The organism is Aliivibrio sp. SR45-2 (genome assembly GCF_963890165.1).
Taxonomy (GTDB): domain Bacteria; phylum Pseudomonadota; class Gammaproteobacteria; order Enterobacterales; family Vibrionaceae; genus Aliivibrio; species Aliivibrio salmonicida.
Window position 1 is genome coordinate 1 of record NZ_CAWPRC010000158.1, and the last position, 15,924, is coordinate 15,924.

Here is a 15,924-nt window from a genome sequence, read left to right on the forward strand (position 1 = left end):
TTATTTTTACGTTGAACCATCATCAATAATAAAGCGACGAGTGATCCTGAAGTGTCACATAACATGTCCTTTTGAGCATCCCAGATATCGCCTTGAGATCCTAAGAAAGCGATGCCTTCTTCTCCTCCTGCAACTGCCGCGTACCACCATTCAATAATTTCATAGCCTGCAGCAACACTCATTAATGCAAATAAACCGAATAACATGGCAAGTGGAGCAGAACATTTTTTTGTTTTAATCAAATATTCTGCAATCGGGTAAGCGTAAAAACCAATAGAGAAATGAGCGACCCGATCAAAGTTATTACGGTCAGAACCGATCAATTGATTAAACCAATCAAAGGGAACATCAGAAAACGTATATTTAGCGCCGATGGTATGAAGAATAAGCCAGATAAACATTAAGGCATAGGCGGTTTTACTGAACGTAAATCGAAGGGATACGTAATAAATTCCCATTAAAATGAGTAGGGCTGGTAAGATTTCCGCAAACCAAACGGCTCGTGATGAAGGCTCAATTGCTGAGAACAATAAAACGACGAAATAAATATTGGTTAATACGAGAAAAATAGGCTGCTTTTTAAGAGTCATAAAAATCGACATGATTAATCACACCTGAATGTTTGAATAAAAGACTAAGGGTAATTGTAGCGTTAATGAATTATGGGACAAGTATAGGGGCGAGGTAATGAGATCAATGAAAGAAAAATTGCACGATACAATGATTAGAATTAACCCCTCATTAGATAAGAAAAAGGCCTCATAAAAAGAGGCCTATAGAGTAATGTAATTAATTAGAAGCGGTAGTTCGCTTGAACACCCACTAACCATACGTTACCTGTGGTTTCGCCGTCGAACTCACCACCAAAGGTAGCGGGATCCGTTAAGGCTGCTGATTCTCTTCCTTCATGCATTTTTGCATCTTTTGCGAAAATGTAAGTAAAGCCAGCATCTAGAGTTAAATTGTTAGACCACGCGTAGCCTACACCAGTACTCAGCCATAAACGGTCAGTTTCAGGAATTGTCGCGGTGCGGTCTTCATCACTTACTGCTGATGTGTCATAAGCAACACCAGATCGTAGAGTTACTTTTTGGTTTAATTGATAAGTACCACCAAAGGCTAAACGGTAGTTATCTTCCCAATTCTCTTCTTTGATCTCTTGAGTCGGTTTCATAAGAGATGGGATATTCGCTTCTAATTTTTCAAAGCTGCTCCAATCAGTCCAGTTAAAGCTCGCATGAATAGCGACTTTATCTGTTAATTGGTGATAACTTGCCAATTCAGCTGTTGCTGGTAAGGCCAATGCCATTGAACCTGCGTATTGTGTACTTTGCTTGGAAGCATAAGCATCAAAACCAACGCCTTTTGCATGACCTGTTAAATCAAGTTTTACTTCTGATTTGTAGCTAAAGCCAATACGGTTAGCATCATTAATTTGCCATGCAGAACCAACCTGCCATCCCCATGCTTCATCAGTGCCTTCCATGTATTTCAGCGTTGTTCCTGCTGGTGGGAATGGGCCGAATTGAGGACTTTGAGTTGGTACTATTGCACCAAAACTGCCTTCAGCAATAACATAACGAACACCGCCACCAACACTGAATTGCTGGTTAATTTTGTAAGCCATATTTACGTTAATTTCTTTAGTAATGACGCTTGCTTCGTTACCAAAGTTAGTTGCTGAAAAATCAGAACCTAAGTCTGTTTCCATACCGTAGTTAGTGCCAACCGCAAAACCAATCGCTAATTGTTCATTTACTCGATGAGAAACGTATAAGTTAGGGATAAAAGCATCGTGAGCAAAATCTTCTGATTTAGTTGATGTGGTTCCAGATCTTTGAGTAGAAACACCTTCAACGTCAATATTTGGGTTTACGTAAATACCGCCAACAGAAACTTGAGTGCCTTCTAAGTAAGTTAGCATCGCTACGTTACGCCATTGTGCATCAGCGCCATCTGCGATAGCGGCTTCACCTGCGTATGCGCGGCCTAAACCTGTTGCTGAATATTCAGCAAGTTGGAAGCCGGCAGCCATAGTGTGTGAGCTTGCTATTGAACCTAAAAGGCCAAGAGCCACTGCGATAGAAAGACGGTTTTTATTATTGTTCATTCTTGTTTCCATGAGCAAATTCAAATGTTCGCTGAATTTGTTGGTGATAATTAGACGTGGATAATACGAGTTAGAGTAAAAACTTCAAATAAAAAATGGTATTTTTCACATTTTAAGGGGATTTTTCTGTAAAAAGTTTCCATTTCAGATGAATTTTCTGTATTTATCTGGTCTGATGTGTTAATTGAGCGTACAGGTGTAGGTTTGAATCGTTATTTTGGGGTACGCGTGTACGCTGAAGTTTTAGTGAAGCAGGGTCTAGTTTTTAGGGACGAGGAAGAGCAGATCGCTGCGCTTGAAGGACGCTTCGCTGAAGACGCAACGAGTTACTTTAGAGGGAAGAAGAACAGAGTTTAGATCGCTACGCTTGCAGATTTCAGAGATGATTGCTTTTGGCTTTTAGCTCCTCCCCCTTACTAAGGGGGAGGTTGGGAGGGGGTCAAGAACTAACAGCGTTAAATCAAGTCAAATTGATATTTTATTCTACCTGTATCGCAGCAACCCCTCCCCTTATTAAGGGGAGGGGACTGCCTATCATTTGTTGTAACCACCGCGATCACAATACTGTTCTCCCCCTTTATCTATGATCTTTTGAAATCGATAAAGTAAATAGAAGGGGGAGTTAGAGGGGGTTGCTTGCTCTTACCCGCCCCTAGTACCTTGAAGCGAAGCGTTCTTAAAACTGTTTCTTCAAGATCAAAAAAGGCCAGCGTGTGCTGACCTTTTGGATTGACACTTTTAAGAATGAGTCTTAGAAGCTGTAGCTGTACTGAACACCAGCAAGAATTGCATCTGCGTGTGTAGTTGCTGTTAGCGTTGGCGTTGGCGCTGATGTTTCTGAAACATCAACATCATCACCCATTAGGTAAGTTATGCCGAAATCAACAGTATGTTTTTTAGCAAAGTGGTAGCTGAAACCACCAGAAAGCCATTGACGGTCTGAATCAGGTACAGAAATAGATGTTAGTTCATCTTGAGCTGAAGTGTCGTACATGTAACCAGCACGCAGTGTCCATGCATCATTTAGGAAGTAAGTACCACCAATTGCGTAATGCATACCATTCTGCCACTCATAATTGTTAATATTTACGCCTTCTTTAGTATTTAGCTCGTCAAATGCACTCCAACCAATCCACTGTACTGAGTAGTGAACTGCAAATTTAGTGTCTTTGATTTCATGGTAGCCAGAAAACTCAGCCATACTTGGTAGCGGCATTAATAATTTGTGACCATCGATAGCGTTGCCACCTGCGCCATTATTCATGTACATATCACCTTCAGCTTCTATTTCAGGGCTATAGTGGTATGAGAAGCCGAAACGATTACCTTTATCTAGTTCATAAACGGCACCAAGATTCCAACCTAGACCGACGCCATCAGCTTCGACATCTAGAGCGGTTGTATTACCTGTAGGAGTTAATAAGGCTGATTCTCTTTTTAAGGTTCCTGTACCTTGAACGATGTCTAAACCACCACCAAGACTAAATTGCTCGTTGATACGATAAGAAACTGTTAATGCATAATTAATGCTTTTAATTTCAGTTGTACCACCGTAAACGCTAGCTCCTGGTATCATTGAGTCGGAACCAAAATTGCTATCAAAATTATTTGTCGTGCCGAAATTGGAATAGATGCCTGCACCAAATGCCCATTGGTCATTTAAACGGTGGATGTAATAGATATTTGGAACCGCGGTACCACTACTGTTGTTTGTATCTGAAATGTTTTGTCCAGCATAACCAATATCAGTCACATCAATATCTGTTTTGATGTAGTTAACACCAGTTGAGAACTGTGATGAATCAAAAAGAGCCATTGCAGCGGCGTTACGTGACATTACTGATGCGTTATCAGCGATTACAGCATCACCAGCAAATGCACGGCCTAGACCTGTTGCTGATTGAGCGTTTAGTTGGAAACCAGCAGCGGTAGCCTGTTGTGTTGCAAGAGTGATGGTCGCTGCTAGAAGTGTTTTTGAAAACAGACGCTTCTTATTCATAATTATTATATTCCATATATTGTTATTTCCTTTCAATTGTCAAAACTGAAAAGAGTTTTTTAGTTGAGACTTAGATCTCGTTGCCGAGATAATAACGATCAGAGCATAGACGACAAATCCGACCACTACCAAAAAAACGTTAAAATTCGTGATCTCGTCGTGATTTGTTGATAAAAAGCACATGAAATACATAAACTAGAGTTTTAACTCTATAAAATGTCGGTTTTTATTGATTTTAATGTGGTGTTAACCTTTTGATTTTTAATGAAATTAAATGACGGGAACGTAAATTTAGAGCTAAGGCTCTAAATGTGGTTGGTTAACTCGATTTATTCATGTTATTTATTGTTTTTTCAGCGATTTATAAGCAGAATGTGACGTTTTAGTTAAACTCATGGTTGTGGTGATTGTTTTTCTATTGATTTATTCATCAAATCAAATCGTAGTAAAAGAACATAAAATTGATCTATTTCAATAAATGAATTGAAATTCACGTTATAGTAATCCTCGTTATCTGGTTGAGTAATCAACCCGTTGAGCAAGATAACATTTCCTTTTGAAGGCTGACTTTACTTTCTCCTTATCAGGTGAAACTGATTTTACAATTGGCTACACGTTAATTGTTTTTTATTCTGACCACATCGATTGATGTGGTTTTTTTTTATCTAAATATTGCCACTCTTTATTTATTCAGCAGAATATTCCCCTATATCACATTTCTACTATAATCTACTTTTCAAAATTAACAAGTTAGTTACAATTTGAGGTCTGACCACTAATTTGATATTTTCGCAAGGAGACGCGATGTCAAACTCACAACGTTCAAGCTCATCATTATCAAGACATTATCAGCCATTAACGACACGACAAGGTGACCGTATTGCTGTGGTTTCTGGGATCCGAACTCCTTTTGCTAAGCAATCTACCGCCTTTAGTTCAACGCCTGCGGTTGATCTGGGTAAATTGGCAGTAAAAGCTTTGATGGATAAAACAGAGATCGATCCTAAATTGATTGATCAAGTTGTGTTTGGTCAGGTTGTTCAAATGCCAGAAGCCCCGAATATTGCTCGTGAAATCGTTCTTGGTACAGGAATGAATGTGGGGACGGATGCGTATAGTGTTACGCGTGCCTGTGCGACCAGCTTTCAAACAACAGCCAATGTCGTTGAAAGTATCATGGCAGGATCGATTGATATCGGAATTGCAGGCGGGGCAGATTCTTCGTCAGTACTGCCAATCGGTGTGTCAAAAAAATTGGCTTCAACCTTATTAGCATTAAGTAAAACTAAGACGGTAGGGCAAAAACTGTCTTTATTACGAACGTTATCGTTAAAAGACATTGCTCCTGTACCTCCTGCCGTTGCTGAATATTCAACGGGGATCTCGATGGGGCAAACCGCAGAACAAATGGCAAAAAGTCACGGTATTACCCGAGAAGAACAAGATGCATTGGCTCACCGCTCTCATTCTTTGGCAGCAAAAGCATGGCAAGATGGGTTAATTCAAGACGAAGTGATGACGGCATTCCCTGATCCCTATAAAGAGTGGATCGATCAAGACAACAATATTCGCTATAACTCTGATCTGGCCAGTTACGCAAAATTACGTCCAGCGTTTGATAGAAAATACGGTTCAGTAACGGCAGCAAACAGTACACCATTAACCGATGGTGGAGCCGCAATTTTATTGATGAGTGAAAAGCGAGCAAAAGAATTAGGTTATGAACCGCTTGGCTATATTCGTTCATTTGCGTTTAGTGCAATGGACGTACATCACGATATGTTAATGGGTCCTTCTTACGCAACCCCAATCGCATTAGATAAAGCAGGCATTTCATTATCTGATCTTACTTTAATTGACATGCATGAAGCCTTTGCTGCGCAAACATTATCGAACGTGAAAATGTTTTCCTCAACCAAGTTTGCTAAAGAGTGTCTTGGCAGAGATAAAGCCATTGGGGAGATCGATATGGATAAATTCAATGTCCTTGGCGGTTCGTTGGCTTATGGCCACCCTTTTGCTGCAACTGGAGCGCGAATGATCATTCAAACGTTGCGAGAATTAAAGCGTAGAGGTGGTGGTTTTGGATTAAATACAGCGTGTGCTGCTGGTGGTCTAGGTGCTGCAATGGTGTTGGAGGTTGAATAAATGACAGTAGAAAACATAAATCAAAAGGCAGACAGTAATAAAGAAACCAACAGTGCCTTTGTGTGGCATAAAGATGCCGATAATTTGGCTTGGCTGACGATAGACGTCCCCAATGAAAAAATGAATACGTTACAAGCGGCTTTCGCGGAACAAGTATCTCAAGTGCTTGATGAGATGGAAGCCCAGAAAAAAGAAATCAAAGGATTAATTATTCAATCAGGTAAACCGGATAATTTTATTGCTGGTGCGGATATTAGTATGATTGCGGGTTGTCAAAATGAAACTGATGCAAAAGATCTCGCTGAGAAAGGTCAGCAATTATTTCAACGTATTGAAAACCTGCCTTTTACAACGGTTGCCGCGATTCACGGTCCTTGTTTAGGGGGCGGTTTAGAATTAGCCCTAGCGTGTGATTATCGAGTATGCAGTGATGACAATAAAACGAAATTAGGGCTGCCTGAAGTTCAATTAGGTTTACTGCCCGGTTCAGGAGGAACTCAGCGCTTACCTCGTTTAATTGGGTTACTACCAAGCTTGGATATTATTTTAACGGGTAAGCAGTTACGTCCTAAAAAAGCGCTTAAATTAGGCGTTGTGAATGCATCAGTACCACTGACTATTCTGTCACGCATTGCCGCAGAATTTGCGCTTAAAAAGAAAGCGAAAAAGAAAATTGATTTCAAAGAATGGGGAATGTCGAGAAATCCACTTGGGCGTAACCTTATTTTCTCTCAAGCCGCAAAGCAAGCACAGAAAAAAGCTCGAGGAAATTACCCAGCAATTGATGCCATTTTAGAGAGTATTAATACAGGATTAGAGAAAGGCATTAAAAAAGGACTCCAACGTGAAGCGGAGTTGTTTGGTCAACTAGCCATGACACCAGAATCAGCAGCATTACGCTCACTTTTCTTTGCCATGACTGAAATGAAAAAAGAAAAAGGCAGTGGAGCTGAGCCCAAAAAAATCACTAAAGTTGGCGTGCTAGGTGGTGGATTAATGGGCGCGGGTATTGCTCATGTTTCTATTAATAAAGCGAATAAACACGTCACGATAAAAGACATTAACAATGATGGGTTGCTTAATGCTTACCAATACCAGTATCAGAGACTGGATAAATTAAGAAAGCGTCGTATTATTTCAAAAGCAGAACTACAGCAACAGATGTTGCAGTTAACGGGTGTGACGGATTTTTCTAAGTTTACGCAGTTAGATATTGTGGTTGAAGCCGTATTTGAAGAGCTTTCTCTAAAGAAAGAAATGGTCAAAGCGGTGCAAGAACAAGGTCGAGAAGATGTAATTTTTGCTACAAATACGTCTTCACTTCCGATAGGCCAAATTGCGGAAGGAGCCGATAAACCAGAGAATATTGTGGGCTTACATTATTTTAGTCCAGTAGAAAAAATGCCTTTGGTAGAAGTGATTCCTCATGCAACGACGAGTGATGAGACCATTTCTACAGTCGTATCATTAGCGAAACAACAAGGTAAAACGCCAATCGTGGTAAAAGATTGTGCAGGCTTTTATGTTAATAGAATTTTAGCGCCTTATATGAACGAAGCTGCTCGCTTATTGCTAGCGGGTGAACCAATGGACGTTATCGACGAAGCGTTACTTGATTTTGGATTCCCTGTTGGGCCAATCTCTTTACTTGATGAGGTTGGTGTGGATATTGGTGCGAAGATAATGCCGATATTAGAAGCCGAATTAGGCGATAGATTTAGAAGTCCTGATGTTTTCCAAACATTAATTGATGATAAGCGCTTAGGTAAAAAAACAAAGCGTGGTTTTTATGTTTATAAAGGAAAGAAGAAGGAGCCCGATCAAGAGGTGTATACCTTGCTTGCGATAAAACCGAGTGCGAAATTAAGTAAGGAAGAAATTGCAATGCGTTGCGTGCTTCCAATGCTTGCAGAAGCACAGTGTTGTTTAGAGGAAGGGATTATCAGTTCAAAACGAGATGGCGATATTGGTGCTATCTTTGGTATCGGATTTCCTCCTTTCTTAGGTGGTCCATTTAGGTATATGGACAGTCTAGGGGAAGAAAAACTGCAAAAACTCATGGCTAAATACGCAGAAAAATATGGCGATAGATTTATGCCATCGAAATAGACATTAAATGTCATTCATTCAATGGGTTTTCTGAGTAATTAAAATAAAAAAGGCTGCATTATGCAGCCCTTTTTGTTTTTAGAGATGAAGATTTACCCTAATGTGATGTCTTTTGCTCTAAGTTGGAAATCATCAATTGAATCAATTTCTAATCCTTCATCGAGACGATCATAGTGTTGATGTTCAGTACCTTGGCTGTGCATGATTAATCGATTCGCCGTTCTTGGTTTTAGTATACCGACGACAAAGCGAAGCATTTCAGTTCGAGTCACACTTTCTAATTCTTCTGTTACTCGCTCTTTATGATCAAAACTAAGATCTTTATTACCAATGCATGTCCAGAATCGCTGTGCTCGACCACGTAAATTGGTGTCAGGATCGGCGATTTGATCGATTAACCCTTGTTTACTGCTGTTCCATTGAGCTTCATTCAGTTCTAATAGCACCATATAAAGCGCATTCAAAAACTCATCTATGGCATCGAGTAATAAAGCAGGAGGAGCCATTGGTGATTGAACATACAGAATCAACCCTGGGTATTTATTTAGAGGTAAATTACCAGTACCAACCATATAACCTAATTGTTGCTTTGTACGGATTTCATGGAAGAAAGACGCTGACATTAAATGGTTTGCAAGTGTATAAATAGCAAAACTGCGAGGATCTTTTTTTACCGATTGGTAATAAACTAACAGTGCAGAATCGGAATGGTCACAGAATAATTCGCGCTGAAAAGTACCAGAGCCACCGAGCATGACTAAAGGACGGAAGGATTCACCGTAGCTTTGGTTCTGCATTCTTAATGCGTCTTTTAATGAATCCCCCAACTCTTGCGCTTCTTTTTCTGTCCAATCACCATAAACAAACATTTCGACATGAAGTTCGGCGAGCATCGCTTGAACAAAGTTAGGCAGTTCATCGACTTCAATGCTTTCTAATGCTTCTAATAATACAGGGTAAGGTGGATTGTTTGGTTGCAAAATACCACTTAACGCATTGAAAAGTTGAGATATCGGACGCTCTTTTGATGCGTTACTCCAATGACGAATTAATTGGTTTTTGATGATATCAAATCGTTCTGCACTGAATTCTCTCGTGGCAAAACGTTTTAAAATTAAATCGAGTAATAAGGGCTGTTTTTGACTAAAGCCTGATAATGTGAGCGTTACTCCACCTTGATGGCAATACAGGTTGTATCCCATTCCTGCGATTTCTGCTTGATATGTTTGCTCACTCAATGCGTCCATCAGCATTTCAACACATAAACGTGTCTTTACTATTTTTCTAGGATCTGAAATCGAGTGAGGGCTGTCTATCGCGATATAAACAACGCCTTTAGGAACTCGAAATTCTTCTTCTTGTTTATGCCATAAACGAAAGCCAGGAAGATCGTCTATGAGTGTTGGGTTTTCTTTGTGTTCTGCAATTTTTTTAGGCTCTAAGTCATAACAGATATAAGGGTTTTTCTCTGGTAGACAGAGATCGGTATGAAGTTCAAGCTCACTCCATGAGGCCAATTGCAGATCCGTTAATGGTGTTACAGAGTAAGGGGTTTGATACCACTTATCTTGACGATCATACGTTAATCCTTGTGCAACTAAAGTCACTCGCATTTGCGAAGGTGTTAGAAGATCAAGCAATTCGGTAATTTGATGTTCATGATAACCGTTCATCATGTAATCAGCATACATCGCGTCTTCTGGATTATAGCGTTGAAGGTTCATGACTAAGTGGCTGACAAGATCCAATGGTTTGCTTTTTTCTTGAAATTGAAAAGCCGATTCAGAGACTGCTTTTTTCTCTGTGTAACGCCATTCATCAAGTCCTTGTTGCCTAATTAATTCAATGTATTGAAATGTGGTTTTGATAATTTCGTCGGTATGTTCAACCCCTTTCTCTGTGAGGTTATAGGACAGAGTAAATTCTCTAAAATTACTCCCACTGACACCGCCGCCGGCCGTTAATGAATTAATGTAGCCCAATTTCTTTAGGTGGAGCATGAGGCTGCCATCACCTTCATAACCCAATAAATGACCGAGGTAATTTAATGGTTTTGTTTTGTACATTGGATCTTGATTTGGTAAATGAAACGCCAAGCTCAGTTTTCGAACTTCTTTTAGAGGTTCGATATTTATCCAGCACGATTGCTCTTTTGGGGTGACATATGGAACCGCGACGGTCTTTGGACGTAAATTTTGATTAGGGATCGACGCGAAAGATTGCGTGGCTAATAATTCCAACTCGCAAAGAGGGCGATTACCTAATACGACTGCGGTCATGAGATCGGCAGAGTAATATTGTTGGTAAAACTCAAGCATTTCATCGCGGATTGTTGATGTTTCAGTATCAGCAAGCGTATCAATGCTACCCACTGAGAATTTAGAAAAAGGATGCGCTTGATTAATGGTTTCTTTATGGACTTGATAGATACGACGAACATCGTCTTTTAATTTTAATTTATATTCAGAATCAACAGCGAGTCTTTCTTTATCTACGGCTTCTGCATTAAAAAGAGAGGCGTAAAAGAATTGACTAAAACGGTCTAGACCTTCTTCAAAAGCGGTGTGTGATGTTTCAAAGAAAAACGTGGTGTTTTCTGTGCCAGTCCACGCATTATTAGATCCACCGTGTTGGTTTATAAACGAATGAAACTCACCGACTTTTGGGTATTTTTCTGTTCCAAGAAACAGCATGTGCTCTAAAAAATGAGCAAGACCTGGGCGATGTTCAGGATCATCAAAATGACCAACATTCACAGAGAGGGCAGCAGAAGAACGAGGGGCACTGTCATCTTGAATTAATAGAACGGAAAGTTTGTTATCGAGCTCAATAAGTCGATATTTCTTTTGATCATTAGGGCTGATATGCACAGGTATCTCCTGTTTTAAGACGTAAACCGTCTTAATTATTATATTTATTACTTAATTATGGCGCTGATACCACAGAGTAGCAAACTCTCTCTTTCCTCTTTTTTCAATTGCTTGCTACTATTGTGAGGTTAGTAATGATTTGAGAATGATTCAATGAAAGTATTCATAATGCGTCATGGTGAAGCTGAAGCGTATGCAGCCTCTGATGAAGAGCGTAATTTAACATCGCACGGTGAAAGCCAATCAGCTGTAATTGCCAACTGGTTAATGAAAACACATCAAGTTGCTTTTGATTATGTATTAGTCAGCCCTTATGTTCGAGCACAACAAACATGGCAAGTGATTAAGCCAATATTGAATGTAGTAGGGGCTAAGGTAGAAATATCAGATGAGATAACACCTTATGGTGATTCTGATGATGTTGTAGAGTACGTGAAAGCATTAGGCAGCGTTGAAGCGGTTAATAATGTATTAATTGTGTCTCATTTACCGTTAGTTGGGTATTTAACGGCTGATTTTGTTCCGGGGATTATGCCGCCAATGTTTCCTACATCGGCTATTTCATGTGTTGAGTTTTCTCATCAGACAGGAAAAAGCGATTTATTGTGGTTACAGCAGCCATAAATAAAGAGAGATAATTTGAGGGTACGTTATTCCCTCAAATTATATTATCGGTCTGGGATCGAAAGTAAAACTAAAATGGCGCCTGCGCCACCAAATTCTAAAGGTGCTTGATGGAATGCCATTACGTCTGGGTGTTGGGCTAGCCATAAAGGTACTTTTTGTTTCAAAATGTGCTTGCCGATACCGTGCATGACACTGGCACAAGATATATTTTCTTTTAAGCAATACGCAATCATTGAGCCTAACTCTCGTTTGGCTTCATCTTGCTTCATGCCATGCATATCTAAAAATACATCAGGGACATAAACCCCACGTCGTAGACGCTTTACTTCATACTTTGATACGCCATCACGCGCGTAACGAACTGGGCCGTCTTCATTAAGAAGTGGTACAAATTCGTCAGAAAAGAAAAACTCTTCATTTTTCCCTTCTTTTAATGATTTTCTTTGCTTTTGTTGTTCGCTAAAGTTCTTACTCGGTTGATGGATTATGGTATCCTGTCGCAACTTTTTAGAGCCTTGTACTGCTTCACGGAACAGAGAAAGTTCGTCATCTGATAGGTGGTCGTTTTTACTCATTTTTAGATTCCAATAATTAACAGCAGTATTGTACTTGTTTTGGGGGCAATTTTGGATAAGATTTTTGTAGAAGAGGCAGTTTCTGAGCTTCATACGTTACAAGATATGTTACGTTGGACGGTAAGCCGTTTTAACGCTGCGGGCCTTTTTTATGGTCACGGAACAGATAATGCGTGGGATGAAGCGGTTCAGCTTGTACTTCCAACATTATATCTGCCTATCGATGTGCCTGCGCATGTACGTGAATCTCGTCTTACTACGAGTGAGCGTTTACGTATTGTTGAGCGTGTTGTTCGTCGTATCAATGAACGTATTCCAACGGCTTATTTAACAAATAAAGCATGGTTTTGTGGATTAGAGTTTTTTGTTGATGAACGCGTTCTTGTGCCTCGATCTCCAATTGCTGAGTTAATTGAAGCACAATTTGAACCATGGTTAACTGAAACTCCAACACGAATTATGGATTTGTGTACTGGCAGTGGCTGTATTGCTATTGCGTGTGCTCATGCTTTCCCTGAAGCAGAAGTCGATGCGATTGATATCTCTACAGATGCATTAATGGTTGCGGAACAAAATATTCAAGACCATGGTATGGAACAACAAGTGTTCCCTATGCGTTCTGATTTATTGCGTGATATTCCAAAAGATCAGTATAACTTCATTGTTTCTAACCCACCGTATGTGGATGAAGAAGACATGAACAGTTTACCTGAAGAGTTTGAGCATGAGCCTGAATTAGGTTTGGCTGCGGGTACGGATGGATTGAAGTTAGTTCGTCGTATTTTAGCAAATGCACCTGATTATCTGACAGATGAAGGTTTCTTGATCTGTGAAGTGGGTAATTCAATGGTACACATGATGGAGCAATACCCAGATATTCCATTCACGTGGATCGAATTTGCTGACGGTGGACATGGTGTATTCATGTTAACTAAACAACAACTTCTTGACTGTGCTGATGAGTTCTCATTATACCGAGATTAAAAATTAGACAATTATTATTGTCTTAAAATACGTTGATACTTAAAGCCTGATGTTTTCATCGGGCTTTTTTTATAGCTCTTTAGTCTGAGACATCGCGAAATCTAAGCGATTACGTAGGTTTTGTTGTTTTTGAGCAGATTGATCACGACTTAATACTTTTAGAACTAAACGAAATAATTTCATAATGAATTTCTTACCACATAGTTTTCTTATTGATAATATAAGCAATAATCAAGCCAAGGTTAACGCTAGCCTCATGCTTGTTATTGATAGATATATCGACAGTGTCCGCTGAATCTTTACTCTTTGTATTAATAATTGTGGTTCTATTTTTATTTTATTTATTTTTTATTCCGATAAACAGAGAAACGCACCACATAGGGGGTTTACTCTTACCATGATTCAAGCGAATATGGTTTTATAACGATTTATATACAAAATTTACAGAGGAAGTAATGGCTGGAAATTCTATAGGACAACATTTTCGAGTAACGACGTTTGGTGAAAGTCACGGTTTAGCTTTAGGCTGTATTGTGGATGGCTGTCCTCCGGGATTAGCGCTGACAGAAGCTGACTTACAGATTGACTTAGATCGTCGTAAACCTGGCACATCAAAATACACAACTCAACGCCGTGAAGCTGATGAAGTTAAGATTTTATCTGGTGTTTTTGAGGGCAGAACAACGGGTACGTCGATTGGTTTATTGATTGAAAATACCGACCAACGATCTAAAGATTATTCTGAGATTAAAGATAAGTTCCGTCCGGGACATGCCGATTACACCTATTACCAAAAGTATGGAGAACGTGATTACCGAGGTGGTGGTCGTTCTTCTGCTCGTGAAACCGCAATGCGTGTGGCTGCGGGTGCAGTAGCAAAGAAATATCTACAACAAGAATTTGGTATTGAGATCAGAGCTTACTTATCACAAATGGGTGATGTTGCTATTGAATCCGTTGATTGGAATGAAATTGAAAATAATGCCTTTTTCTGTCCAGATGCAAGTAAAGTTGATGCCTTTGATGAGCTTATCCGTAAGTTGAAAAAAGAAGGTGACTCCATTGGCGCTAAGATCACGGTTGTGGCTAAAAGTGTGCCTGTCGGTTTAGGTGAGCCAGTGTTTGATCGTTTAGATGCTGATATTGCACATGCACTTATGGGTATTAACGCTGTTAAAGGGGTTGAGATTGGTGATGGTTTTGAGGTTGTTCAGCAACGTGGTTCTGAACACCGTGATCCATTAACGCCTGAAGGCTTCAGTTCAAATCATGCCGGCGGTGTTTTGGGTGGTATTTCATCTGGGCAAGATATTATTGCTCATATTGCATTAAAACCAACCTCAAGCATTACGGTTCCGGGTGAAACAATTACTCGTCGTGGTGAAAAAACAGAGCTAATTACTAAGGGTCGTCATGATCCATGTGTTGGCATTCGCGCGGTACCGATTGCTGAAGCAATGCTTGCCATTGTGGTTATGGATCATTTAGTTCGTCATCGTGGTCAAAATTTTGGCGTACAAACTGAAACTCCAAAAATTTAAAGAAGAGCCTAAGAACTCAACGGTACAGACGAGTAAAAGCAGGAAGATATTCTGCATTATAAAATAGAGATAAATAAAAAAGCCAAATTGAATACCATTTCAATCTGGCTTTTTTTTTCTCAATAGGGTCTAAATTTCTTGGTGTTAAGTTGTGCTTACTTTTGCCTAAAATTTAGTGTCTTTAACATTTAATTTTTTTCAATTGTTTCTTGCTGATCTTCTGCGATATCCAAATGGAATACAGGTAAGCACCAACCAAATTTTACGGCGGCCATGCGCGCAGAGAAACCGACAGTCAGAGTGACGATTGTCGCAATTAGTTCACTTACGTCAAATCGTAATAGTCCAATGTATAACACTGACGATAGCAGAGAGATTGAAGCATATAATTCTTTGTGTAAGACCATTGGCATTTGGCGGCAAAATAAATCACGTAATAACCCACCAAATACACCAGTGACAATCGCAGCAACCACACAAATAAGGGGATGTAAGCCCATATCTAAAGCCACTTGAGAGCCGATGATACTAAATACAATTAATCCAATGGCATCAAGCAATACAAAGAAACGATGATTTTTCGCTACCCATGGACCGACCCACGTAGTGAGTACACCTGCAATACAAGTAATGACTAGAAAGTGTGGGTTTTTAACCCAACCAACAGGGTAATGACCAAGTAAAATGTCACGAATCGTTCCACCACCAATTGCGGTTGCGCTCGCTACTAACATTACTCCGAACCAATCCATCTTTTTCTTACCCGCTGCCAATGCACCTGTCATTGCTTCAGCGGTTATTCCAATAATATAAAGAATTGTTAATAACATTTTCTAATACCATAGCATGCCATGTAGGCGAAATAATAAGAAAAGGATTTTATGAAATTTAAGCTCTCATGACGAATGAAAAAAACTATTCTGATGGTTTTCAGATTAGTTTTTTTAATCCAAACATAGGT

11 protein-coding genes are annotated in these 15,924 nt (G+C 39.7%); 5 read left to right on the forward strand and 6 right to left on the reverse strand.

Annotated features, from left to right (window positions below; all coding sequences use genetic code 11):
* From AACV33_RS11730 to AACV33_RS11740, 3 genes are all read right to left on the reverse strand, one after another.
* The coding region (locus AACV33_RS11730; protein WP_182700253.1) for a DUF2238 domain-containing protein at positions 1-602 on the reverse strand (602 nt) is incomplete at its 3' end.
* A gap of 191 nt (positions 603-793) precedes the next feature.
* Positions 794-2,110 (reverse strand): outer membrane protein transport protein, encoded by a 1,317-nt coding sequence (locus AACV33_RS11735; protein WP_182700254.1) that lies wholly within the window; start codon positions 2,108-2,110, stop codon positions 794-796.
* Between the two features lie 751 nt (positions 2,111-2,861).
* Positions 2,862-4,109 (reverse strand): outer membrane protein transport protein, encoded by a 1,248-nt coding sequence (locus AACV33_RS11740; RefSeq protein WP_012550772.1) that lies wholly within the window; start codon positions 4,107-4,109, stop codon positions 2,862-2,864.
* 804 nt (positions 4,110-4,913) lie between these two features.
* Here AACV33_RS11740 and fadI point away from each other — a divergent pair.
* Positions 4,914-6,257: an acetyl-CoA C-acyltransferase FadI gene (gene fadI / locus AACV33_RS11745; protein WP_012550771.1), complete on the forward strand. Its 1,344-nt coding sequence runs from the start codon at positions 4,914-4,916 to the stop codon at positions 6,255-6,257.
* On the forward strand, positions 6,258-8,366 hold the full coding sequence (fadJ, locus tag AACV33_RS11750) for a fatty acid oxidation complex subunit alpha FadJ (protein ID WP_182700255.1): 2,109 nt from the start codon (positions 6,258-6,260) through the stop codon (positions 8,364-8,366).
* Positions 8,367-8,458: 92 nt separating this feature from the next.
* Here the strand turns inward: fadJ and AACV33_RS11755 are convergent, their stop codons facing one another.
* Positions 8,459-11,236, reverse strand: coding sequence for an insulinase family protein (locus tag AACV33_RS11755; protein WP_182700256.1), 2,778 nt, complete (start codon positions 11,234-11,236; stop codon positions 8,459-8,461).
* Between the two features lie 153 nt (positions 11,237-11,389).
* Between AACV33_RS11755 and sixA the strand changes: the two genes are divergently transcribed.
* Entirely contained in the window at positions 11,390-11,860 is a 471-nt protein-coding gene (sixA, locus tag AACV33_RS11760) for a phosphohistidine phosphatase SixA (RefSeq protein WP_017023427.1), read from the forward strand.
* Positions 11,861-11,904: 44 nt separating this feature from the next.
* On the opposite strand, the gene smrB is transcribed toward sixA, so the two are convergent.
* The gene (gene smrB / locus AACV33_RS11765) at positions 11,905-12,438 is read right to left on the reverse strand and encodes an endonuclease SmrB (protein ID WP_012550687.1); all 534 of its coding nucleotides are present in this window, start codon (positions 12,436-12,438) and stop codon (positions 11,905-11,907) included.
* Between the two features lie 51 nt (positions 12,439-12,489).
* On the opposite strand from smrB, the gene prmB reads away from it, so the two are divergent.
* Together prmB and aroC are read left to right on the forward strand one after the other, a co-directional pair.
* The gene (gene prmB / locus AACV33_RS11770; protein ID WP_023603867.1) at positions 12,490-13,422 is read left to right on the forward strand and encodes a 50S ribosomal protein L3 N(5)-glutamine methyltransferase; all 933 of its coding nucleotides are present in this window, start codon (positions 12,490-12,492) and stop codon (positions 13,420-13,422) included.
* A 455-nt stretch (positions 13,423-13,877) separates the two neighbouring features.
* Positions 13,878-14,963 carry a chorismate synthase gene (aroC, locus tag AACV33_RS11775; RefSeq protein ID WP_012550689.1) on the forward strand — a complete coding sequence of 362 codons (1,086 nt, stop codon included), beginning with the start codon at positions 13,878-13,880 and terminating at the stop codon, positions 14,961-14,963.
* A gap of 188 nt (positions 14,964-15,151) precedes the next feature.
* On the opposite strand, the gene AACV33_RS11780 is transcribed toward aroC, so the two are convergent.
* A complete protein-coding gene (locus AACV33_RS11780; RefSeq protein WP_012550690.1) occupies positions 15,152-15,793 on the reverse strand; it encodes a trimeric intracellular cation channel family protein in 642 nt (213 codons plus the stop codon).
* Positions 15,794-15,924: the final 131 nt, after the last annotated feature.